This window comes from Lentzea sp. NPDC004789 (assembly GCF_053601075.1).
In genome coordinates, this window is the sequence record NZ_JBSGBE010000017.1 from 162,285 (window position 1) to 184,515 (window position 22,231).

Genomic DNA, 22,231 nt, shown 5'->3' on the forward strand with positions numbered 1-22,231 from the left:
GCCTGCCCGCGAGTCACGGAGGACACCTCGATGAGCCAGCTTGCCTACCCCGTCTCGATCAAGGGCGTGGTGGTCCGCGACGGCAAGGTGTTGCTGCTGAAGAACGAGCGCGAGGAGTGGGAGCTGCCGGGCGGTCGGATCGAGCCCGGAGAGACGCCAGAAGAATGCGTTGCCCGCGAGATCACCGAAGAGACGCAGTGGAAGGTGACGACCGGGCCGATCCTCGACACGTGGATGTACTACATCAACGTTGCCGAGAAGAACGTGTTCATCGTGACCTACGGGTGCCACCCAGACGGCGACAGCGAGCCCGTGCTTTCCCACGAGCACAAGGAAATCGGGCTGTTTGCCGAGGATGAGGTGCCCGGCTTGAACATGCCCGAGGGCTACAAGCGCTCGATCGCTACGTGGTTCGAGCGGCTACGCGCGGACGCGGTCATGTAAGCCATGACGGGCGGACGGTGTGACGCGTGTGGAGCCGAACTCAGTCGGCTCGCCGTCGAGCCGATCTGTCCCACCTTGTCACGCCAGTGCGCGTCACGTCGCCCCGGTCGTTCCTGCTCGTCGGCTCATGCCCGCCGTGTGGTTGTGGTCGGCACCAGAGGCAACCGCGGCCCTCAGAAGTCGTGATCTCGCAACAATCCTGCGCACCTACCGCAAGCTGAACAAGCTCAGTCAGGAACGGCTCGCCGCGCTGCTCGGCTACGACAAGACCTACGTGTCGATGATCGAGACCGGTCGCCGGAACATCAGCGACGTCGCCACCCGCCGGCACATCGCGCGGACGCTCGGACTCCGATGCACGTCCTCGGCGTGACCGACAACGACGATGCCGACTTTGCCGCGATGATCCAGTTCGGCGACTCGACGATTCGGCTTGCCGAGATCGCGCGCCAGGCTGGTCGAGCAGTCGATGCGGTCAACGAACTGTGGCCGCTGGTGGCTCGGCTTGAGGCACGAGCCGCTGAGGGGCGAGCTGAACGGGACACGATGATCCTGCTCGGGCAGGGTCGTGCCGCGCTCGGCGTCTCGCTCGGCACGGTGCTGCCCGAGGAACGGCTGACGGCTGCTGCCCGCTGGACGGGCAAGGCACTCGTGATCGCTGAACGCCTCGGCGACCGGGCGTTCCTCGCTCACGCGCTTCGGATGCACGGGAACGAGCTGCGCAAGGCTGACCACGTCGGCGCCGCCATTGCTCGACTCAGCCGGGCTGTTGCCGTGTCCGAGGATCGTGAGGGGCAGGGAGCCAAGTTCGCGCTACTCGCTCGTGCCGCAGGCGAGCACGGCGACCCAGACCTGTTCGACCTTGCGATCAACGGCTACCGCGAACGACTCGACGACGGTGGCGACCGAAGCATGCTGTTCAACCCGTTCACGTTCCGGGAGATCGAACTACGCGGACTGGTCGCAACCGGCCGAGCTGCGGCCGCTGCGCGCGTCATGCAAACGGGGCAACCCGATGCCGCACCCGTCGCGCCGCAGTGGCACATCATCGAGCGCGTGACCGCTGGCGAGGTTCTGCTCGCCGCTCGGCAACGTGATGGAGCAGAGGCGTCCTTGCGCGCCGCGCTCTTGGCTGCCGAGATCCACCGGTTGCCGCACCAGATCCAACGCACGATCCGTGCTGCAAAGGCTGGCGAGTTGTCTCAGGTCGAGGTCGAGGGCCGCGCTGCTCTCCAACGATTGAACGACTTGCTGACCGTCAGATAGGTGCGACGTAGCCACGACGCTTCTACGTGACCGCGTCCCTGGAACACCTCAGCAATGGCACTTCTGCTCAAACTCCGGGCGACGCTGCGAGCAGCGCTGAACGACGCGATCGCGCAGCAGATCATCACGTTCAACCCGGCTGCTCACGTCGAGGTCGAGCCAGGCAAGCGCCCTAAGGCGCTGGTGTGGACCGCCGAGCGCGTCGAGCAGTGGCAGCGGACCGGCGAGAAGCCGTCACCAGTCATGGTCTGGACTCCAGAGCAGACGGGCGAGTTCCTCGACCTGGTGCACGACGACAGGCTGTACGCGCTGTACCACCTGATCGCGTTCCGGGGTCTGCGTCGGGGCGAGGGTTGCGGGCTGCGCTGGTCAGACGTCGACCTCGACGCGAAGACGGCGACGGTCGCGACTCAGCTCGTCCTCGACGGCTGGGACGTCGAGGAGGGATTCCCGAAGACGTCCAGCGGCGCGCGAGTCGTCGCACTGGACGCCGAGACGGTCAAGGTACTGCGGACCCACAAGGCGCAGCAGGCAGCCGAACGGTTGGAGTGGGGCGACGCCTGGGTCAACACGGGCCGTGTGTTCACCGAAGCCAACGGAACGCTGCTGCACCCCGGCAAGGTGTCCGAGGCGTTCGAGAAGATCGTGCGGACGTCGAGCCTCCCGCCGATCCGGCTGCACGACTTGCGGCACGGTGCGGCGACGCTCGCGCTCGCTGGTGGTGCGGACATGAAGACCGTGCAGGAAATGCTCGGCCACTCGTCCATCACCATCACGTCGGACATCTGCACGAGCGTTCTCCCCGAGGTCGCTCACCGTGCCGCCGAAGCAGCGGCCAAGCTCGTCCCGCGCAGGTCCACCGGAACTGATGGGACACTTCGGGCACACACGAGGCCCAAGGCAGCGCAGCTCTACAACTCGTCACGAACCTGGGACAAAAGAAAGACCCAGGTCAGGAAGCCTGACCTGGGTCTTATCTCACCGAGCCGCCTGTCGGAATCGAACCGACGACCTGCTCATTACGAGTGAGCCGCTCTGGCCGACTGAGCTAAGGCGGCGAGACGCGATAACTATAGCGGGTCCGCGGACCCGTCACTCACGGGGGTCGGCTTCGTTGTACGGACCGTGACCGATGTCACCACCTTCTCACCGTCGAGGAGTGGGTTCATGCGCCGATCGTTGTCCGTGCCGCTGGCCGGGGTGCTGCTCGCGCTCGTTGCCGCGCCCGCGCTCGCGCAGCCTCCCACCACGCCGGTGCCGGGGCCGCGTGACCCGAACCAGCCGCCCGCGTCGGCGCCGAACGGGCCGCAGTCGCTTGCGCACGCGGTCGGGGATGCCGGGACCGGGCTCAGCGTTGTCCGGCTGGGGCCGCAGGGGGTGCCGACGAACACGATCCTGCCCGGGCTGAGCGACCAGCTGCCGAAGCAGTCGGTCACCGAGTTCGGGTTGGGGCTGGCCAGTGCGCAGGTCAACACCGAGGCGTTCCTGAGCACCGAGCGGGTGGTGACGCAGGCCAGTCCGTTCGGGTTCGCGGTGGCCGGGCGGTCGCCGCAGTCGCCGGGGACGCTCGTGCAGACGGCGATTCCGGACAACCCGCGGCCGGCCAGCGGCGGGTTGCCGATTCCCGAGACGCCGCTGGGCCGGCTCAGGGTCCTCAACGGCAGCGTGCAGGCGCGGTGGGACGAGAAGCTCGGGCCGTGCGTGAGTCCGCTGGCCACGGCGAGGACGTCGCTGGCTGGGCTTGAGGTGCTCAGCGCGTTGCCGGCCGAGGTGCCGTTGCCGTCCAGGAGCCTGGTCAGCATTCCGGACACGTTCGAGGCGAACTCCGGCGTGCGGCTGGTCGACCTGCCCGGCAGCAGGAACAAGGCGGTCGAGTCGACGTCGACCATGCGTGCGGTCAGCGTGGAGATCGCGGGCGGCATCAAGATCGATGTCGTGAGCCCGCCGACGCTCACGGCGACCGCCACCGGCGACGAGGGAACGTCCAAGATCACGTACACGGCACCGGTGCTGAAGGTCAGTCAGAACGGCAAGGAGCTCGGCACGTTGGACGCCGCGCATCCGGTGCTGGACGTGCCGCTGCTGCTCGACCTGGTCGTCGTCAAGCTGCAGATCGCCGGGCTCACCGAGAAGAAGGCGAGCTTCTCCGGCAACGGGTTCAGCGGGTTCCAGCTCGGGGCCACGGCACGGATGCTGGACGTGCAGCTGTTGCCGACGGACAAGCTGAAGCTGCCGAACCTGCCGACGGCGCTCGCGCAGATCTCGCTCGGTGAGCAGATCGTGCGGGCCGCGGCGCCGCGGGGTGGCGTGATCTGCGGAACGGCTCAGCCGCCGGAGCAACCCGGCGGACCGGCGGCGCCTCCGCAGCAGAAGACGCCGCCGCTCGCCTACACCAACGCCGCGTACCAGGCGATCCCGCTGTTCTGGTCCGGCACGGGACTGCTGCTCGCGGGCGTGGTCGTGGTGGCCGCGCTGCCGGTCAGAGGCCGATCGCGCGGCCGAGCTCGCGAGGTTTCAGCACCCTGAGCAACGCCTCCATGAGGTAGTAGTCGCCGTAGGGCAGGGAAACCTCGATGCCGGTCTCGGTACGACGGTTGCGGGTGCCGCGCGCCAAGATGGCCTCGTGCTTCTCGGCACGGGTCGTCAAACACGTGCGGCACAACGCGTCCAGGATCCGCAACGCGGACACGCGGTACGCCAACCGTCCGGATGCGGCGGCAAGATCCAGCAGACCGCACGCCATGACGGCGCCCGCCGACGAGTCCTTGATGTCGTTGGGCGCCAACGGTGAGCGGTAGTCCCACACCGGAATGTGGTCCGGGGTAAGAACATCCAGCGCGAAGTCCGCCAATCTGCAGGCCGCGTCGAGGAACTCACGACGGCGAGAACGCCGGTACATCGTCGTGAACCCGTAGATGCCCCAGGCCTGGCCTCGCGACCAGCACGACGTCGGGCTGTAGCCCTGGTTCGTGTTGGGGCCGATGTCCTCACCGGTGTCCGGGTTGAAGTCGAAGACGTGCGGCGTCGAGCCGTCCGGCCGGATGAACTTCACCCGCGTGGTCTCGGCGTGCGCGACCGCGACGTCCAGGAACCGCGACTCCCCCGTCTGCTGCGACGCGAACGTCAGCAGGTCGAGGTTCATCATCGTGTCCATGATCGCCCGGCCCGCGTTCGCGGGTGTCCCGAGCGCGCCCCACGCCCTGATGAAACGGCCTTTGTCGTTGTAGCGCTGGATCAACGACGACGCGGCCTGCACCGCGCCGTCACGCCAGGAGGCGTCGCCCGTCATCCGGAACGCGGTCACCCACGACGGGTAGAAGAGGAAGCCCAGGTCGTGGGTCGACGTGTCGGTGCGCCGCGGGGCCAGCCGCAGCGCGGACTCGACCGCCCACTTCTTGAACTGCTCGTCACCGGAGTCGAGGAACGCGAGCCAGTGCATGCCCGGCCAGAAACCGCCGACCCAGCCGCCGGAGCTGACGTAGGTCCACTTCTCGAACTTCGTCTCCTCCGGGAACGACGTGACGTTCGGCGCGACCTGGCGCAGCTTGCCGAGCGCGTAGTCCAGAGACTCCCGGAACAACCGCACCGACGCCGCCGAGGCCTCCCCCGCGACCCCGGCCACGACCGGAACCGCCGCAGCCGCACCGAGCAGGGTCCTGCGACTGAACGTCATGGCACCATCCAACCGAGCACGGGCGTGGACTGCAGGTACGCGATCACGCACATCGCCAGCAACAGCAACAGGCTCCAGCCGAAGACCTTGCGGAACAGGTCGCCCTCACGCCCCACCAGACCGGCCGCGGCGGTGCCGATGGCCAGGTTCTGCGGCGAGATCATCTTGGCCATCACGCCACCGGAGCTGTTCGAGGCGCCGAACAGGAACGGCGACACGTGGAGCTGCTGCGCCGCGGTGACCTGCAGGCCGCCGAACAACGCGTTGGAGCCCGCGTCCGTGCCGGTGATCGCGACGCCGAACCAGCCGACGACCGGCGACAGGAACGCGAAGAACGCACCGGTGCCCGCGAGCCACAGGCCCAGCGTGGTGATCTGGCCCGAGTAGTTCATGACGTACGACAGCGAGAACACCGCGAGGATCGCGAGGATCGCCCAGCTGAACTGCTTGATCGTCTGACCGTAGATCTGCGCGGCCTTGCCGAGGCCGATGCCCAGCACGGCCACCGTGATCAGACCGGACAGGAACAGCAGCGAGCCGGTGGCCGACGCCCAGTTGAGCACGTACTCGACCTTGATGGGCTTGCCGGACGGGTTGGCCAGGTGCAGCGACGTCCACGGGAACTTGACCGTCACCGAGTCGAGGGCCTTCTTGATCGGCACGATCTGCGCGAGCGAGAAGATCACGACGATGACCGCGTACGGGGTGAACGCCATGATCACGTCACGCCGCGAGTCCGTGGTCGCGCCGCCCGCGATGACCGGGGGGATCGACCGCGCCGGCTGCCACACCCGCGACAGCAGGATCACCGCGAGCACGGACACGATCGCCGCGATGATGTCGCACAGCTTGTAGGACCAGAAGTTCGAGACCAGGTACTGCGTGACGGCGAACGAGCCGCCCGCGACCAGCGCCGCCGGCCACGCCTGCTTGAACCCCCGCTTGCCGTCCACCACGAAGATCAGCACGAACGGCACCAGCATCGCCAGGATCGGCACCTGACGGCCGGTCATCGCGCCGAACGTGTCGGCGGGCAGTCCGGTGACCGTGTTCAGGACCGTGATCGGGTTGCCCATGCCGCCGAACGCCACCGGCGCGGTGTCGGCGATCAGGGCCAGCGCCACGGCTTTCATCGGGTCGACGCCCAACGCGATCAACATGACCGAGCAGATCGCGACCGGGCCACCGCCACCCGCCAGCGCTTCGAGCAGCGCGCCGAACGAGAACGCGATGACGATTGCCTGCACGCGCTGGTCGTCCGAGATCGAGCTGAACGACCGCCGCAGCACGGCGAAGTGTCCGCTGTGGACCGTCAGGTTGTAGATCCAGATGGCGTTGAACGTGATCCACAGGACCACGAGCACGCTGGTCAGCGCACCGAACGCCGCCGAGTTGAGCGCCTGCCCGACCGGCATCGAGTAGCCGAACACGGCGACGCCGATCGAGAGCACGAGGGCGGTCAGCCCCGCCCAATGAGCCTTCCACTTGAGACCGCCGAGCAGCACGAGCACGGCAACGAGCGGTATCAACGCGAGCAGAGCCGACAGGAACAACGATCCTGTCGGATTCGGATTCTGCTGGTACACCAAGGCCGCCTTTCATAAGCCTGAACTCCGGCGGCGTGGAGGCCTCAGGCTTGTTCCATTGCACGGAACGTAGTTCCATGTTGGTCGGCGCACATCGTGTCATTCCGCCGCCCCGATCGGAAGGCACCGACAGATGCAAATCAGGCACTCGACCCATCCGGCGCAGTTGCCGGGCTTCGACACGGACGGGCTGCGGCAGCACTACCTGGTGGACGACCTGTTCGTACCGGGCGAGATCCGGACCGTCTACACGCACGAGGACCGCATCGTGCTGGGCGGCGCGTCGCCGTCACCAGGCCGTCCGCTCAAGCTGGAGAGCGCCGCACCGCTGCGATCAGCGCACTTCTGCGAACGGCGTGAGCTCGCCGTGCTCTCGATCCGCGGTTCCGGAACGGTGACCGTGGACGGAACCGAGCACGAACTCGGTACGCGTGACTGCCTCTACGTCGGCCAAGGCGCCGTGGACGTCGAGTTCCACGCCGGCGACGAGGACACGCGCTTCTACCTCTTCTCAACGCCGTCGCACGCGTCGTTCCCCACCGCCGTCGCCCGTTTCGACGAGGTGGACGTGCTCCGGCTGGGCGACCAGAGCACGGCGAACGTCCGCGAGATCCGCAAGTTCGTGTACGCGGACGGCATCCGCAGCTCCCAGCTCGTGCTGGGCGTGACGTCGCTGGCGCCGGGCAGCGTCTGGAACACCATGCCGCCGCACACCCACGACCGCCGCACCGAGTGCTACCTGTACTTCGACCTGCCGGAGGACCACCGCGTGATCCACCTGTGCGGAGAACCGCAGAACACCCGCAACATCGTGGTGCGCAACGAAGAGGCCGTGATCTCACCGTCGTGGTCCGTCCACAGTGGAGCCGGAACGCACTCGTACACGTTCGTCTGGGCCATGGGCGGAGAGAACCAGGCCTACGACGACATGGATCCCGTTGCCGTGACGGAGCTGCGGTGAGCTTCTCTCTCGAAGGCAAAACCGCGGTCGTCACCGGTGCGCGCACCGGCATCGGCCGCGCCATCGCCCGCGGCCTGCACGACGCCGGAGCGTCGTTGATCCTCGTCGGCCGCGGCGACCTCTCGGACGTGGCTCCGGCCGTGGCCACGGTGTCGGTGGACCTCTCGGATCCCGCTTCGGTCGAACCCGCGCTGGCACCGGTGCTGGCCGAGCACCAGGTGGACGTGCTGGTCAACAACGCCGGCACGATCCACCGCGGCCCCGCCGTCGACGTGTCGCTGGCCGACTGGCAGCGGGTGATGGCGGTCAACCTCGACTCGGCGTTCGAGATCTCGAAGCTGTGCGGCCGTCAGATGGTGGCGCGGGGCAGCGGCAAGGTCGTGAACATCGCGTCGCTGCTGTCCTTTCAGGGCGGAATCCTCGTCTCGGCCTACACCGCCTCGAAGCACGCGCTCGTCGGCATGACCAAGCTTCTCGCCAACGAATGGGCCGCCTCGAACGTGCAGGTCAACGCCATCGCGCCGGGCTACATCGAAACCGGCAACACGGCACCGTTGCGCGCCGATCCCGACCGCGAGGCCGCGATCCGGGGCCGGATTCCGGCTGGCCGCTGGGGCACGCCGGAAGATCTCGTGGGCCCAGCGGTGTTCCTCTCGTCCAGCGCGTCCGATTATGTGACCGGACATGTGCTCGTGGTCGATGGAGGCTGGCTGGCGAGATGACCGATACCGCCGTCGAGAAGACGCTCGCCGTGCTGGAGGCCCTGGCCGACCACACGCGCATCACCGACATCGCGCGGGTCACCGGCCTGCCGAAGTCCACGGTCCACCGCCTGCTGCAGACGATGGTGGACCGGGGCTTCGCGACCCTGGGCTCGGACGGCTACCTGACCGGACCGCGGGTGCTCGCCCTCGCGGGCAAGGTTCTCCGGCCGTTGGACACGGTGGAGCGGGCCCGGCCGTTCCTGCGCACGCTGCAGGAGTCCACGGGGTGCACGGTGCACCTGGCCGTGCTCTTCGGCGACGAGCTGGTCTACGTGGACAAGATCGAGGCCAACAAGCCGTACCGCATGGCGTCCCGGCTGGGCATGTCCCTGCCCGCGCACGGGACCGCCATCGGCAAGGCCGTGCTGGGCTCGCTGTCCGCTTCGGAACTCGACGCGTACGTCTCCCGAGTGGGGCTGCCTGGGCGGACACCGAAGACGATCACGTCGGCGGCCCGGTTGAAGTCGCAGCTGGCGCGGGTGCGGCGGTCGCGGTTCGCGCTGGACGACGAGGAGAACGAGCTCGGCGTCCGGTGCGTGGGCGCGGCGATCCGGGACCACGCCGGTGTGGTGATCGGCGGGTTGTCGGCGTCGTCGCTCGCGATGGAGCACTCGATCCAGGAGCTGATCGCGCTCGGCCCGCGGGTGGTGCAGGCGGCGGACGAGGTGTCGACGGCGCTCGGCTGGGTCTAACCCCGGTGGAGCGTCGTCACCATCGCCTCGATCGCGATGCGCGGCTTCACGTTGACCTCGATGGCCTCCCGGCAGGCCAGCACGGCCTCCAGCCGCCGCAGGATCGACTCCTGCGACCACTGGGCGGCCGCGGTCTTGGAGTCACCGGCCCGGTCCGGGTGCATCAGCGCGGCCTCGGACCCGGTCTTGGTCACCAGCGCGTCCCGGTAGAACCCGGCCAGGTCCACCAGGGCCATGTCCAGCGAGTCGCGCTGGGTCCGGGTGGCACGTGACTTCTGGCGCTTCTCCAGGTCCTTCAACGCGCCCTTGGCGCCACGGGTCGCGGCCGCGGTGCCCTTGCCGGTGCCGCCCGCGCCCATCGCCGTCTCCAGCGCCGCCCGCTCGGCCTCGTTGCGCGCCTCGTTGGCCGTGGTGGCGTCCTCCTCCGCGGCCTTGATCAGCTCGTCGGCGCAGGTGAAGACGTCGGCGGGCTTGCGCAGTGCCAGCGGGATCCGCAGCACGGCCTCCCGCCGGGCCCGAGCCTCGTCGTCGACGGCCAGCCGCCGTGCCCGTCCGACGTGCCCGCCGCACACCGCGGCCGCCCACTGGGCCATCTCCGGCGCGATCCCGTCCACGGTCTCCAGCGCCGAGGCGATCGCGGCCGGGCGGGGCGACCCCAGCGACACCAGGCGGCAGCGCGACCGGATCGTCACGGACACGTCGTCGGGGTGGTCGGAGGGCGCGCAGAGCAGGAACACCGTGCGGTCCGGTGGTTCCTCGACGGCCTTCAGCAACGCGTTGGCCGCGCCCTCGGTCAACCGGTCGGCGTCCTCGATGATCACCACCTGCCAGCGGCCGGACGTGGGGCGGCGAGCGGAGATCTGGACCAGTGCGCGCATCTCGGCGACCGAGATGGAGAGGCCCTCGGGCGTCACCACGCGCACGTCGGCGTGCGTGCCGTGCAGCGCGGTGCGGCAGCCGGTGCACTCACCGCAGCCGGGACGGTCGTCCGTCACCACGCACTGCAGGGCTCCGGCGAAGGCGCGGGCGGTGGACGAGCGGCCGGATCCGGGCGGGCCGGTGAACAGCCAGGCGTGCGTCATCACGCCGGGCGCGGGAGTGCCGCCCGCGACGATCGTGGCGGCGGCCTCGGCAGCCGCAGACAGGGTCGCCACCGCGTCGGGCTGCCCGACAACCTCGTCCCACACGCTCATGGACTGCAGTCTTCCAGCGAGCGGTCAGACCGCGGCTTCGGGGACCGCCCGCTTGCGGGTCGCGAGCAACGGCACCACGGCGGACTTGACCCGATCGGCCACCACGTCGGCGTCACCGTCGGCCTCGACGACCACGTACCGGTCCGGGTCGGCGGCGGCCATCTCGCTCAGCAGCCGCTGCACCCGCCAGTGGTGCTCCAGCGCGATCGACTTGCCGTCGGCGACCGGGCGGTCCAGCAGGATCGTCAGGTCGGGCCGCAGCCGGCCAGTGGCCCAGTCGACCAGGCCTTCGAGCTCCTGGTGGCCCAGCGTCGAGGTCGCCGTGAAGTGCGCCAGCGGTGAGTCGACGTAGCGCTCCATCACCACGACGGAACCCTCGTCCAGTGCAGGACGCACCTGCCGTTCGACGACATCGGCACGTACGGCAGCGGCCACGAGGGCCTGCGCACGCACCCCGGCCAGCTCGGCGGACGACAGCACCGCGCGCAGCCGGCGTTCGTCGTGCTCGGGATCGGCGGCCAGCAGCACGTCGAGACCCTCCGCGCGCAACGCCGCGGCCAGGCGGCGGGCCTGCACCGAGGTGTCCTCGCGGGTGTCGCCCTCGACCGCGATCAGCATGCCCTTCGTGTGCCTTCGCCCGCGAATGGCCGCGAACAACGACGACAGCACCGGTTCCTCGCGACGGTCGTCCATCTGCCGGTACGCGACGAGGCCCAGCACGATGGCGATGACCGCGCCGCCGAGCATCACCGGACGGGTCGCGTCGACTTCCATCGGGTGGCCGAAGACGCTGACCTGCCGCTTCTGCAGCAACGCGACCAGCAGCGGCGCCCCGGCGGAGGCACCGAACAGCACGATCTTGAGCAACGACTGGATCAGCGCGACCGTGCGGCCGCGCATCTCGTCCTCGACCTGCGAGCCCACGATGGTCAGACCGGTCAGGAACGCCACGCCCGCGCAGGCACCGACCAGTGCCACCATCAGCAGCGCGATCCACAGGTGCGGGGCCAGCGCGACCAGCACCAATGTGATGCCCGCGCCCACGATCGTCACGCCGAAGAGGCGGTTGTAGGCGAGCCTGCGGGCCAGCCGGGGCGCGGTCGCCATGCCCAGCGCGAGGCCGAGGAACACGGCCACGAACAGCAGGCCGAACGTCGAGGCGCCGCCGAGCAGCGACTCCGCGTAGAGCTTCGCGGTCGCGATCACCACCCCGGCCGCGGCGAACGCGCCGATCATGCCGATCACCAGGCCGCGGACCAGCGGCGTCGCGGCGGCGAACCGGATGCCGTCGCGGAACATCGCGAGGAAGCCCGGCTTGCCGGCCTCGACCTCCTTCTTCCTGGCCGACGCGCGGCCGGAGAGCTCGGGCAGGCGGGTCGCGATCAGCACGGCGGAGGTGAAGTAGAGCAGGCCGTTGATGATCACGGCGATGGTCGCGATGCGGAACTCGAGGTCGCCGCCCTGCAGGTTCAGGTACGTCGGCACGCCCGCGATCAGCGAGTACAGGCCGAAGCCGCTGATCGTCGAGATGCCGTACGTCATCACCAGGCCCAGCTGGTTCGCCGACTCGACCTGGTCGGGACGGCGCAGCAGGTTCGGGACCGACGACTCCTTGGCCGGGATCCACAGCATCGCGCAGCAGCCGACCAGGAAGTTCGCGACGAAGAGCCAGATCGGCGACCCGATCAGCGCGATCGAGATGAACAGCGAGCCGCGCGCGACGTCGCAGACCACCATCACCTTGCGGCGGTCGAACTTGTCCGCGAGCACGCCGCCGATGGGCGCGAACAGGATGCCCGGCAGCAGCTGCGTGAGCACGACCAGCGACAGCGCGAACGACTGCCACTGGTAGCTGTGCATCATCTCGGAGACCAGACCGGTCAGTGCGAGCAGTGACAGCCAGTCACCGACGCTGCACAGGTAGGTGACGAGCCAGAGCCGGCGGAACGGCCTGATCGCCAGCACCGAGCGCAACCGGTGGACCGTGGACACGCTGGACTCGGCCTGCCCTGCCTGGCCTGCCTCGGTCACTGCTGTGTCCGCGTCCTGAATCTCAGTCACCCCTATGTCGGCCCACCCCGTGGGATCAGAGTAACCGGAGCGCGTGTCGGCCAATGCCCGACTCTCAGCGTCAGGAGCTGAAGATCGCCCCAAGAATGTTGACGATCACCAGCACGAAGAAGCCGATCACGATCAGACAGCCGATGAACGCGGCCACGCCACCGGACTGCTTGGCGGGCTGTTGTTGTTGCGCCACAGGCACTTGCATCGGGGCGAACGCCTGCAGAGGAGACACGCTCTGCGGTGGTGCCGGCTGACGACGGCCTCGTGGCCGCCGCCGCTCCCGTTCCATCTGCGCCCAGACCGCCTGCCGCATCTCGTCGGTCGGCGCCGGCGGTGTCGGCACGGACACACGTGACGTGGAAGACGTGGTCCATTGAGGAGCGATCCACGTGTCGGCGGTGACCAGGCCCGCCAGGGGATCGGGGAAAAGCCGAGGGGGCGGCGGGGCCTGAGTCCCGTCCGGACCGAACTCGTTCGCCGGCACCGCCACCCCCTGCTGTCAGCTCTTCGACTTGGCCGGAGCCTTCTTGGCCGCCGCGGGCTTCTTCGCGGCGGGCTTCTTGGCCGGCGCCTTCTTCTTGACCGGCCCCTTGGCGCGCTTCTCCGCCAGCAGCTCGGCCGCGCGCTCGTCGGTGATCGTCTCGACGCTGTCGGTCTTGCGCAACGACGCGTTGGCCTCACCGTCGGTGACGTACGGCCCGAACCGGCCGTCCTTGATCACCATCGGCTTGCCGGACACCGGGTCGTTGCCGAGCTCGCGCAACGGCGGCGCGGCGGCGGCCGACCGGCCCCGCTTCTTCGGCTCGGCGTAGATCTTCAGCGCCTCTTCGAGGGTGACCGTGAAGATCTGGTTCTCGTCGACGAGCGACCGCGAGTCCGTGCCCTTCTTCAGGTACGGGCCGTAGCGGCCGTTCTGCGCGGTGATCTCGGCGCCCGTCTCCGGGTCCTTGCCCACCACGCGCGGCAGCGAGAGCAGCTTCAGCGCGTCGTCCAGCGTGACGGTGTCCAGCGACATCGACTTGAACAGCGAGCCGGTGCGCGGCTTCGGCGCCTTCGCCTTCGACGACGTCCCGTTCTCGGCGGGCTCGGGCAGCACCTCGGTCACGTACGGGCCGAAGCGGCCCTCCTTGGCCACGATCTCGTTGCCCGAGACCGGGTCGGTGCCCAGGGACCGGCCCTCCTGCGGCGTCGAGAACAGCTTCTCGGCGATCTCGGCGGTCAGCTCGTCCGGCGGCAGGTCGTCCGGCAGGTTCGCGCGCTGCGCGGCACCGTCGACCTCGCGCTCCAGGTACGGCCCGAACCGGCCGACGCGGACCACGACCGTGCGGCCCTCGGCGTCGCTGAACAGCGGGATCGAGTTGACCTCGCGCGGGTCGATGTCCTCGACCCCCGACCCGACCAGCTTCTTCAGGCCGCCGGAGCGGCCGATCGAGCCGTCCGGGCCGATGCTGCCGCCGAAGTAGAAGCCCGACAGCCACGTCGTGCGCTGCTGACGACCGGCGGCGATGCCGTCCAGCTCGTCCTCCAGCGCGGCGGTGAAGTCGTAGTCGACGAGCCGGCCGAAGTGCACCTCCAGCAGCCCGACCACGGCGAACGCCACCCACGACGGGACCAGTGCGGCGCCCTTCTTCCACACGTAGCCGCGGTCCTGGATGGTGCTGATGATCGACGAGTAGGTGGAGGGACGGCCGATGCCGAGCTCCTCCATCGTCTTGATCAGCGACGGCTCGGTGTAGCGCGAGGGCGGCGAGGTGGCGTGGCCGTCCGCGGACAGCTCCGCGATCGTCAGGTCCTGGTCCTTGACCAGCTGCGGCAGGCGCGACTCGGCGTCGTCGGACTCGCCACCGGCCTCGGCGTCGACGGTCTCGACGTAGGCCTTGAGGAAGCCGGCGAACGTGATCGTGCGGCCGGAGGCGGCGAACGTGACCTCCTGGCCCGTCGCGGCACGGCCCTGGATGCGGACGCTGGTCGTGTTGCCCCGCGCGTCGGCCATCTGGGACGCGATCGTCCGCTGCCAGATCATCTCGTAGAGCTTGAACTCGTCGGAGTCGAGCTCGGCGGCCACCTGACCGGGCGTGCGGAAGACCTCTCCCGCCGGCCTGATCGCCTCGTGCGCCTCCTGCGCGTTCTTGACCTTGCGGTTGTACTGGCGCGGCTGCGGCGAGACGTACTGCGCGCCGTACAGGTCCGTGGCCTGCGTGCGGGCGGCGTTGATCGCGGTCTCCGACAGCGTCGTGCTGTCGGTGCGCATGTAGGTGATGTAGCCGTTCTCATACAGCTTCTGCGCCGTGCGCATCGTGCGGTCGGCGGAGAAGCGCAGCTTGCGGCCCGCCTCCTGCTGCAGCGTCGAGGTCATGAACGGCGCGTACGGCTTGCGGCTGTACGGCTTCTCCTCGACCGAGGCGACCTTGACCGGCGCGTTCTCCAGCCCGGCTGCGATGGCGCGGGCCTGCGCCTCGTCCAGCACGACGACGTCGGCCTTGCCGGTGAGCTTGCCGTCCGAACCGAAGTCACGGCCGGTGGCGAGACGAGTGCCGTCGACGGCCACGAGACGCGCGCCGAACTGACGCGGCGTGGCGTCCGCACCGGCGTCCATCTGCGCGGAGATGTCCCAGTAGCTCGCCGAGACGAACTTCATCCGCTCGCGTTCGCGCTCCACGACCAGACGCGTCGCCACGGACTGCACACGGCCCGCCGAGAGCTTCGGCATGACCTTCTTCCACAGCACGGGGCTGACCTCGTAGCCGTAGAGGCGGTCGAGGATGCGGCGGGTCTCCTGGGCGTCGACCAGGTCCTGGTCGAGGTCGCGGGGGTTCGCGGCGGCGGCCTGGATCGCGGACTCGGTGATCTCGTGGAACACCATCCGGCGGACCGGGACCTTGGGCTTGAGCGTCTCCAGCAGGTGCCACGCGATGGCCTCGCCCTCGCGGTCACCGTCTGTCGCGAGGTAGAGCTCGTCGACGTCCTTCAACGCTTCCTTGAGCTCGGTGACCAGCGACTTCTTGTCCGCGGACACCACGTAGAGGGGCTCGAAGTCGTGGTCGACGTCCACGCCGAGCCTGGCCCACGCCTGACCCTTGAACTTCGCGGGAACGTCGGCGGCACCGCGCGGCAGGTCCCGGATGTGTCCCCTGGAGGACTCCACGACGAAGTTGCTGCCGAGGTAGGACGCGATCTTGCGCGCCTTCGTGGGCGACTCGACGATCACCAGTCGTCGGGTGCTGCCCGCGCCTCCGCTGCTCTTTCTCGTCCGTGTCGATCCAGCCACTCGCCGTCCCGCTCTCTTCCAAACCCGGTTCCCAGGCCCGCCAGTGTTGCCCAGCGTCGGCCGAAAAGCACACCATCCGCGACGCCTGTACGACGAGACAGAGTGACACAACCTTGCCGGACCGCCCGCTCAGGCCGCCGGCCAGGTGCTCATCGCCACTCCGTGCGGAGGGCTTCCGACCAGCTCAGCGAGCCGAGCCAGCCTTCGTCGGCCGGTTACCCGCAACGCCGGAGCCCCTACCAGGGTGCACGGAAGTCCGGATGCGAGCAGGGCATTTTGCAACGGAAGGTGTGTCTGCGGTGCGTTGGGGTCCAAACCGAGCAGGTACGCCGACTCCATCCAGCTGCCCGCGGCCAGTGCCCAGATCCGCAGCACTGCTCCGTTCAGCTCGAAGTCGGACGGCACCTGCTTGACGGATCCGTCCAGCCAGCGGGCGGCCAGTCCGGTGAGATCGGTGCGGAACGGCGTGCGGACGAACCGCGTGCCCTCCTCGTTGACGCAGAGCTCCGTCGTGACGCCGCGCTCGTCGCAGGCCTGCTTGAGCGGCCGGTGCCGCCACTCGTCACGCAGCTCGACGTACACGCGGGCCGCCGTGCCGCGCGCGAAGCCGACGGCCTGCCCCGGCCCGCAGAGGAAGCCGGCGAGGTCCGCCTTGGCCGGCGTGCGCGCCTCGGCCGAGAAGAAGGACAGCTGCCCAACCACGGCCCACAGGGTAGAACAGACGTTCGACTGTGACCAGTGGTGCGCCTGTGACCACACCGGTCGAGCGACTACCGCTGACCGCCGCTCTTGAGCTCACCGCACGGGACAGACTTGCCGATCGCGGCCGCGTACTTGGGCGACTTCTCCAGCGCGTCGAAGGTCGCGCGCAGCTCTTCGGGGCTGCTCACCTGCGACGTGTCGGCGAGCACCTTCTCCGCGTTCTCCCAGAACTGCGCATCCGGTTCGAGCTTCTCGACCGGGGCCTGCGCCGCCGCGTAGGACCTGGCCGACTCGCTGACGTACTTCATCAGCCGTTCGTGCACGTCCTTCAGCTCGTCCGACGGCGGCCCCAGCTCCTTGAGCCTCTTCTCGGCCCCGGCGAGCGCGGTCGCGTTCGCGGTGACCAGCTTGAGGTAGGCCGTCTTCACCGCCGCGGGGTTCGCCGGGTCCTGGGCCTTCAGCTCCACCCCCGCCTTCATGCCGGGCAGCAGGCCGCCGCAGAACGCGTCGACCCACTGCCCCTGAGCGTCGGTGAGCGGCTTGTCCTCGTCGGAACCGCAGGCGCTGGTCAGCACCGCCGTGGCCAGCACAGCGGCGAGCAGGCGCGTCCTCATGCCGCCTATTTTCCCCTGGCCGGTGCCTGCCAGTTCGCGCACACCTCGTTCGCCCGGAACGCCTGATGACGGTGGTGGCTTTCTGGTCCGTGACCACCACCGTGATCAGACCTGCTTCACTGGCCCAGGAGCTTGCCGAGCTTGGTGCGCATCTCGGTGCACTCGGGCGCCTTCGCGATGGCGTCCTTGTACTTCGGGTCCGCGTCGAGCTTCTTGATCTGGTCGGCGAGCTTCGACGGGTCGGCGGACTCGCCGCCGAGCTTCTCGACCCGGTCCATGAAGTCGGGCGCGTTGGCGTCGAGCTTGCGCATCTGCTCGGCGACCGTCACGTACTCCTTGGCGCCGTCGCCGAACATCTTCACCAGGTCGTCGTGCAGCTGCTTGGCCTCTGGGCCGGGCGCGCCGGCCTCCTTGAGCTTCTTCTCCGCCTCGGCCATCGACTTCGAGCCGGCGTCGAGGATCTTGAGCATGCCCTCCTTGAGGGCGACCGGGTTGTTCGCGTTCGTCGCGGCGAGGTTGATGAGGTCGAACGCACCCGTGAGCACCGGCGTGGTGCCGCTGCAGAAGGCGCCGGCCCACTTGACCGGGTCGGCGGCGGGCGGAGCCGCGGACGTGGTGGTGGGTGCGGGCGTGGTGCTCTGCGAGGAAGGCGCGGCGGAGTTGGAGCAACCGGCCAGGGCCAGTGCGGTACCAGCGCAGGCGACGACGAATCTCAAACGTGCGTTCATGGTGGAAATCCCCCAGGACATGTCGAACCGGACCGGCGAACCGTACACGTTCGGGCGATCTCGTTCGTTGCCTCACTTGCCCGACATGTAGCGCACACCGGCGCACACGCGGTCCTGGTCGAGCGCTTTGCCGTACTCGGGCTGCCTGCTGAGCTCGTCGAACAGCTCCTGGACGTCGTCCTCGCGCGTTCCGACCTCGTCCGCGAGCACGTTCTGGTAGGCGGCGCCGAACCCGGTGTCCGCGGCCAGGCCCTCGATGCGTCGCTGTGCGGCCGCGTAGCCGTCCCCGGCCTGCCGCAACGCCTCGACCAGCCGCTCGTGGGTGTCCTTCGCCTCTTCGGCGAGCACTCCGAGGTCCTCCGTCGCGTCGGCCATGTCGTGCAGCGAGTTCATCGCGGTCGACGTCAGCTTGAGCGCCGCGGCTTTGGTGATCTTCGGATCGGACGTGTCCCGCAGCTTCGGGTCCTGCTGGGCGCTGACGAACAGCCCGTACTCGGTTCAGTACGTCCTGGCCCAGTTCAACGTGCTGGACGGCACGCGCGTGGACTGCGACCTCGGCATCGATCTGTTGTTGCCGCAGCCGCCGAGACAGACGAGGAGTGCGCAGGCCAACGCCACGCCGAGCGAACGAACCACCACCGAAACCCCCAGGTCACACCACGAATCGCCCGAACAGTACGCGTTCGGGCGACTCGTGGAGCAGGAATTACGAGGTCGGTGAGGAGCTGGACGAGGCCTCGAGGCCCTTGCAGTTGGGGGCCTTCTTGCCGGCGTCGCCGAGACCCGTCTCGTCGAGCTTCTTCTGCACGTCGGCGGCGGACTTCTCCAGCGCGGACGCCTTGCCGATCATCTCGGTGAACGCCGCCACGACCTGCGTCGGATCGGTGGACGAGTCGAGCTTCGACTTGGTGTCCGCGAGCAGGGTCCTGATCTGCCCCATGCTGTTCTCCGCCGTCGTGACCAGCTCCTTCGACTTCGGGTGCGGGCCGTTCTCCAGCGCCTTGAGGTCCGCGATCGACTTGTCGGCCGCGGCGACCTTGGTGCCGAGCCAGTCCGACAGACCCGTCTTGAGCTTCGCCGGGTCGTTCATGTCGATGCCGGGCTCGTCGGACATGGCCTTCACGGTGCCGTCGACGGCACCGCAGACCTTGTCCATCCACGACACGACGTCGGCCTCGTTCGGGGTGGCCGGCGTCGCGGACTTGGGCGAACCTCCGCTGCTGCACGCGGTGACCACGAGCAGAGAACTGGTCAGAAGCGCGATGACTGTGTGCCGCATGGGCCGGAAGCTACTCCGAACGGCCTCGCTCAGCTCGTCGGAGTGATGTTGAGGCGCTGCATCTCCTGGCACTTCTGCGCGCTCTGAGTGGCCTTCTGCAGCTCGGGCACGGCCTTGAGGTCGCGCAGCGGGTCGGCGAGTTCGGAGAGCTTGGCGATGGCCTCTCCCGCGGCCTGCAGGCCTCCGGTGGCGTCGTTCGCGTCGGCCTGCTCGATCCTCGTCTTGGCGTCACCGAAGACGGTGCCCAGGGAGGTGAAGGCCTCGGCCATCTTGTTGACCGCCTCCTCGCCGCCCGCGACGGGCGACGGGCCGACGTTCTTGAGGCCGTCCGCCGACTTGGTGAAGGCGTCGGCGAGCTGACCCATGTAGGCGGCCATGTCGGCCTTGAGCTTGGCGGAGTCGCCGGAGTCGAGCTTCGGGGCCGTCTTCTCGATCTTGGCGAACTCGGACGCGGCGCCGCACACCTTGTCCATGTAGGCGACGGCCGCGGGGCTGGCCGCGCCGCTGGTGGGCGTCGAAGAAGTGCCGGAGTTGCCGCCGTTGGTGCACCCGGCCAGCGCGGCGGCGGTGATCACGGCAGTGGCGACGAGGCGGAGCCTCATGTCGTAACTCCTCGGTCGGGGTACGTCGGGGGAGCCCCGAACGTACCCCGGCCGGGGAGTGCAGAACTACGCGGCGCCGTTGCTCACGGTCTCCGCGGGCGTGTCCGCGATCGCGGTGCCACGACGCTTCGACACGACGATCGCGGCGACGATGATCAGTGCCGCGACCACGGCGATCGCGATGCGCAGCGCGTCGGAGGCGCCGGCACCGATGGAGAAGGTGACGACGGCGGGCGCGATCAGCACCGAGACCAGGTTCATGACCTTGATCAGCGGGTTGATGGCGGGACCGGCGGTGTCCTTGAACGGGTCGCCGACCGTGTCGCCGATGACCGTCGCGGCGTGGGCGTCGGAGCCCTTGCCGCCGTGGTTGCCGTCCTCGACCAGCTTCTTGGCGTTGTCCCAGGCACCACCGGAGTTGGCCAGGAAGACCGCCATGAGCGTGCCGGTCGCGATCGCACCGGCCAGGTAACCGGCCAGCGGGCCGACGCCGAGACCGAAGCCGACGGCGATCGGGGCGAGCACGGCCATCAGACCGGGCGTCGCGAGCTCGCGCAGCGAGTCCTTGGTGCAGATGTCGACGACCTTGCCGTACTCCGGCTTGACCGTGCCGTCCATGATGCCGGGGTTGTCGCGGAACTGGCGGCGCACCTCGAACACGATGGCACCGGCGGCGCGCGTCACGGCGTTGACCGCGAGGCCCGAGAACATGAACACGACCGCCGCGCCGATGGCGACACCGACGAGGACGTTCGGGCTGAACACCAGGTTGGTGAACGACACGGGCAGGTCGCCCGCGACGTTGCCGACCTTGACCACGGCCTGCTCGATCGCGTCGCGGTAGGAGCCGAACAGCGCCGTCGCGGCGAGCACGGCCGTCGCGATCGCGATGCCCTTGGTGATGGCCTTGGTGGTGTTGCCGACCGCGTCGAGCTCGGTGAGGATCTGCGCGCCCTCGCCGTGCACGTCACCGGACATCTCGGCGATGCCCTGCGCGTTGTCCGAAACCGGGCCGAAGGTGTCCATCGCGACGATGACGCCGACGGTGGTGAGCAGACCACACCCGGCCAGCGCGATCGCGAACAGCGCGACGACGACCGAACCGGAGAGCAGGAACGCGCCGTAGACGGCGGCACCGATGACCAGCGCGGTGTAGACGGCCGACTCGAAACCGACCGAGATGCCGGACAGGATGACCGTGGCGGCACCGGTCAGCGAGGTCTGGCCGACCTCCTTGACCGGCTTGTGGTCGGTGCCGGTGTAGTAGCCGGTCAGCCAGAGGATGACGCCGGCCAGCACGATGCCGATGATCACCGCGACGGACGCGATGAGCGCCGGGTTGCCGCTGGTGGCCTTGATCGAGTCGCTGATGCCGTTGAGGTCCGCGAAGGAGCTCGGCAGGAACGCGAACGCCGCGATCGTGCACAGGACGGCGGAGATGACCGCGGAGATGTAGAAGGAGCGGTTGATGGCCGTGAGGCCGCTCTCGCCCGTCTTCGCGCTCGTCGTGTAGACACCGATGACCGCGGTCAGCACGCCGATCGCGGGGACGATCAGCGGGAACAGCAGGCCCTGCGCACCGAACGCGGCGGTGCCGAGGATCAGCGACGCGACCAGCGTCACGGCGTAGGACTCGAAGAGGTCCGCGGCCATGCCGGCGCAGTCACCGACGTTGTCGCCCACGTTGTCCGCGATCGTGGCGGCGTTGCGGGGGTCGTCCTCGGGGATGTTCTGCTCGACCTTGCCGACCAGGTCGGCGCCGACGTCGGCGGCCTTGGTGAAGATGCCGCCACCGACGCGCATGAACATCGCGAGCAGCGCGGCGCCGAAACCGAAGCCCTCCAGCACCTTCGGGGCCTGACCGGCGTACACGAGCACGACCAGCGCGGCACCGAAGAGACCCAGGCCGACCGTCGTCATGCCGACCACACCACCGGTGCGGAACGCGACGCGCATCGCCTTTTCGCGACCGCCTTCGCCTTCATTTGCGGCGGCGGCAACACGCACGTTGGCGCGCGTGGACAACCACATGCCCAGGTAGCCGATCGTCGCCGAGAACGCGGCACCGACGATGAAGAACAACGACCTGCCGATTCGTTCGGCGAGATCATCTGCCGGTAGCGCGAACAGCAGCACGAACACGATCACGACAAAAATGCCGAGCGTGCGGAACTGCCGGTTGAGGTAGGCCGCTGCGCCCTCCTGAACCGCCTTGGCGATGTCCTGCATCTTCGGGGTGCCCTGGCCCGCGGCCAGCACCTCCCTGAGCAGCACGTACCCGACGGCGAGAGCAGCCAGGGCGACCACGGCGACCACGGCTACGACGCCGCGATCACCCCCGGAGAGCTCGAGGCTCTCCGCGAGGAATTGCCGGGACATCCGTCCTCCTGGTGAG

Annotated in this window: 22 protein-coding genes and 1 tRNA gene; 9 read left to right on the forward strand and 14 right to left on the reverse strand. The window is 68.9% G+C overall.

All coding sequences use genetic code 11. The features are described 5' to 3' along the window. The first annotated feature begins 30 nt into the window (after positions 1 to 30). The 4 genes from ACWEIJ_RS33005 to ACWEIJ_RS33020 all read left to right on the forward strand — a co-directional run bounded on the left by ACWEIJ_RS33005 (position 31) and on the right by ACWEIJ_RS33020 (position 2,739). Complete coding sequence (locus tag ACWEIJ_RS33005) at positions 31 to 444, forward strand: NUDIX hydrolase (RefSeq protein WP_449841153.1); 414 nt, start codon at positions 31 to 33, stop codon at positions 442 to 444. A 127-nt stretch (positions 445 to 571) separates the two neighbouring features. Next, entirely contained in the window at positions 572 to 817 is a 246-nt protein-coding gene (locus tag ACWEIJ_RS33010) for a helix-turn-helix domain-containing protein (RefSeq protein WP_449841154.1), read from the forward strand. Further along, positions 814 to 1,710: an XRE family transcriptional regulator gene (locus tag ACWEIJ_RS33015; protein ID WP_449841155.1), complete on the forward strand. Its 897-nt coding sequence runs from the start codon at positions 814 to 816 to the stop codon at positions 1,708 to 1,710. The genes ACWEIJ_RS33010 and ACWEIJ_RS33015 overlap by 4 nt, the downstream gene beginning before the upstream one ends. A 243-nt stretch (positions 1,711 to 1,953) precedes the next feature. Continuing rightward, on the forward strand, positions 1,954 to 2,739 hold the full coding sequence (locus ACWEIJ_RS33020; RefSeq protein WP_449841204.1) for a site-specific integrase: 786 nt from the start codon (positions 1,954 to 1,956) through the stop codon (positions 2,737 to 2,739). Here the strand turns inward: ACWEIJ_RS33020 and ACWEIJ_RS33025 are convergent. After that, positions 2,695 to 2,768: transfer RNA gene (locus ACWEIJ_RS33025), tRNA-Thr, on the reverse strand. The two genes, ACWEIJ_RS33020 and ACWEIJ_RS33025, sit on opposite strands and share 45 nt — an antisense overlap. A gap of 109 nt (positions 2,769 to 2,877) precedes the next feature. Between ACWEIJ_RS33025 and ACWEIJ_RS33030 the strand changes: the two genes are divergently transcribed. Beyond that, positions 2,878 to 4,236, forward strand: coding sequence for a hypothetical protein (locus ACWEIJ_RS33030; protein ID WP_449841156.1), 1,359 nt, complete (start codon positions 2,878 to 2,880; stop codon positions 4,234 to 4,236). On the opposite strand, the gene ACWEIJ_RS33035 is transcribed toward ACWEIJ_RS33030, so the two are convergent. After that, positions 4,190 to 5,383, reverse strand: coding sequence for a glycoside hydrolase family 88 protein (locus ACWEIJ_RS33035; RefSeq protein WP_449841157.1), 1,194 nt, complete (start codon positions 5,381 to 5,383; stop codon positions 4,190 to 4,192). The genes ACWEIJ_RS33030 and ACWEIJ_RS33035 overlap by 47 nt on opposite strands. Next, complete coding sequence (locus tag ACWEIJ_RS33040) at positions 5,380 to 6,936, reverse strand: L-lactate permease (protein WP_449841158.1); 1,557 nt, start codon at positions 6,934 to 6,936, stop codon at positions 5,380 to 5,382. The genes ACWEIJ_RS33035 and ACWEIJ_RS33040 overlap by 4 nt, the downstream gene beginning before the upstream one ends. Before the next feature lie 166 nt (positions 6,937 to 7,102). On the opposite strand from ACWEIJ_RS33040, the gene kduI reads away from it, so the two are divergent. Genes kduI through ACWEIJ_RS33055 form a run of 3 tightly spaced genes read left to right on the forward strand, consistent with a single transcriptional unit; the run spans position 7,103 to position 9,386 of the window. Beyond that, positions 7,103 to 7,930, forward strand: a complete 828-nt coding sequence (gene kduI, locus ACWEIJ_RS33045) for a 5-dehydro-4-deoxy-D-glucuronate isomerase (RefSeq protein WP_449841159.1) — start codon at positions 7,103 to 7,105, stop codon at positions 7,928 to 7,930. Next, positions 7,927 to 8,652, forward strand: coding sequence for an SDR family oxidoreductase (locus tag ACWEIJ_RS33050; protein ID WP_449841160.1), 726 nt, complete (start codon positions 7,927 to 7,929; stop codon positions 8,650 to 8,652). Before kduI ends, ACWEIJ_RS33050 begins: the two co-directional genes overlap by 4 nt. Then, complete coding sequence (locus ACWEIJ_RS33055; RefSeq protein WP_449841161.1) at positions 8,649 to 9,386, forward strand: IclR family transcriptional regulator; 738 nt, start codon at positions 8,649 to 8,651, stop codon at positions 9,384 to 9,386. The genes ACWEIJ_RS33050 and ACWEIJ_RS33055 overlap by 4 nt, the downstream gene beginning before the upstream one ends. Here the strand turns inward: ACWEIJ_RS33055 and ACWEIJ_RS33060 are convergent. The 8 genes from ACWEIJ_RS33060 to ACWEIJ_RS33095 form a co-directional block, all read right to left on the reverse strand. Beyond that, on the reverse strand, positions 9,383 to 10,579 hold the full coding sequence (locus ACWEIJ_RS33060; protein ID WP_449841162.1) for a DNA polymerase III subunit delta': 1,197 nt from the start codon (positions 10,577 to 10,579) through the stop codon (positions 9,383 to 9,385). The genes ACWEIJ_RS33055 and ACWEIJ_RS33060 overlap by 4 nt on opposite strands. Before the next feature lie 24 nt (positions 10,580 to 10,603). Then, a complete protein-coding gene (locus ACWEIJ_RS33065; protein ID WP_449841163.1) occupies positions 10,604 to 12,610 on the reverse strand; it encodes a bifunctional MFS transporter/dTMP kinase in 2,007 nt (668 codons plus the stop codon). A gap of 100 nt (positions 12,611 to 12,710) precedes the next feature. Further along, complete coding sequence (locus ACWEIJ_RS33070) at positions 12,711 to 13,127, reverse strand: hypothetical protein (protein ID WP_449841164.1); 417 nt, start codon at positions 13,125 to 13,127, stop codon at positions 12,711 to 12,713. A gap of 15 nt (positions 13,128 to 13,142) precedes the next feature. Then, the gene (gene topA / locus ACWEIJ_RS33075) at positions 13,143 to 15,911 is read right to left on the reverse strand and encodes a type I DNA topoisomerase (protein ID WP_449841165.1); all 2,769 of its coding nucleotides are present in this window, start codon (positions 15,909 to 15,911) and stop codon (positions 13,143 to 13,145) included. Between the two features lie 129 nt (positions 15,912 to 16,040). Beyond that, complete coding sequence (locus tag ACWEIJ_RS33080; protein WP_449841166.1) at positions 16,041 to 16,613, reverse strand: hypothetical protein; 573 nt, start codon at positions 16,611 to 16,613, stop codon at positions 16,041 to 16,043. 68 nt (positions 16,614 to 16,681) lie between these two features. Further along, positions 16,682 to 17,227 carry a hypothetical protein gene (locus ACWEIJ_RS33085; protein ID WP_449841167.1) on the reverse strand — a complete coding sequence of 182 codons (546 nt, stop codon included), beginning with the start codon at positions 17,225 to 17,227 and terminating at the stop codon, positions 16,682 to 16,684. A 116-nt stretch (positions 17,228 to 17,343) separates the two neighbouring features. Further along, positions 17,344 to 17,955 carry a hypothetical protein gene (locus ACWEIJ_RS33090; protein WP_449841168.1) on the reverse strand — a complete coding sequence of 204 codons (612 nt, stop codon included), beginning with the start codon at positions 17,953 to 17,955 and terminating at the stop codon, positions 17,344 to 17,346. Positions 17,956 to 18,027: 72 nt separating this feature from the next. Next, entirely contained in the window at positions 18,028 to 18,330 is a 303-nt protein-coding gene (locus tag ACWEIJ_RS33095) for a hypothetical protein (RefSeq protein ID WP_449841169.1), read from the reverse strand. On the opposite strand from ACWEIJ_RS33095, the gene ACWEIJ_RS33100 reads away from it, so the two are divergent. After that, positions 18,329 to 18,676, forward strand: coding sequence for a hypothetical protein (locus tag ACWEIJ_RS33100; protein ID WP_449841170.1), 348 nt, complete (start codon positions 18,329 to 18,331; stop codon positions 18,674 to 18,676). The genes ACWEIJ_RS33095 and ACWEIJ_RS33100 overlap by 2 nt on opposite strands. Here the strand turns inward: ACWEIJ_RS33100 and ACWEIJ_RS33105 are convergent. The 3 genes from ACWEIJ_RS33105 to ACWEIJ_RS33115 all read right to left on the reverse strand — a co-directional run bounded on the left by ACWEIJ_RS33105 (position 18,662) and on the right by ACWEIJ_RS33115 (position 22,215). Next, entirely contained in the window at positions 18,662 to 19,234 is a 573-nt protein-coding gene (locus ACWEIJ_RS33105) for a hypothetical protein (protein ID WP_449841171.1), read from the reverse strand. The two genes, ACWEIJ_RS33100 and ACWEIJ_RS33105, sit on opposite strands and share 15 nt — an antisense overlap. A 29-nt stretch (positions 19,235 to 19,263) precedes the next feature. Further along, positions 19,264 to 19,836, reverse strand: a complete 573-nt coding sequence (locus ACWEIJ_RS33110; protein WP_449841172.1) for a hypothetical protein — start codon at positions 19,834 to 19,836, stop codon at positions 19,264 to 19,266. Between the two features lie 66 nt (positions 19,837 to 19,902). Continuing rightward, positions 19,903 to 22,215 (reverse strand): sodium-translocating pyrophosphatase, encoded by a 2,313-nt coding sequence (locus tag ACWEIJ_RS33115; protein WP_449841173.1) that lies wholly within the window; start codon positions 22,213 to 22,215, stop codon positions 19,903 to 19,905. Positions 22,216 to 22,231 lie beyond the last annotated feature (16 nt).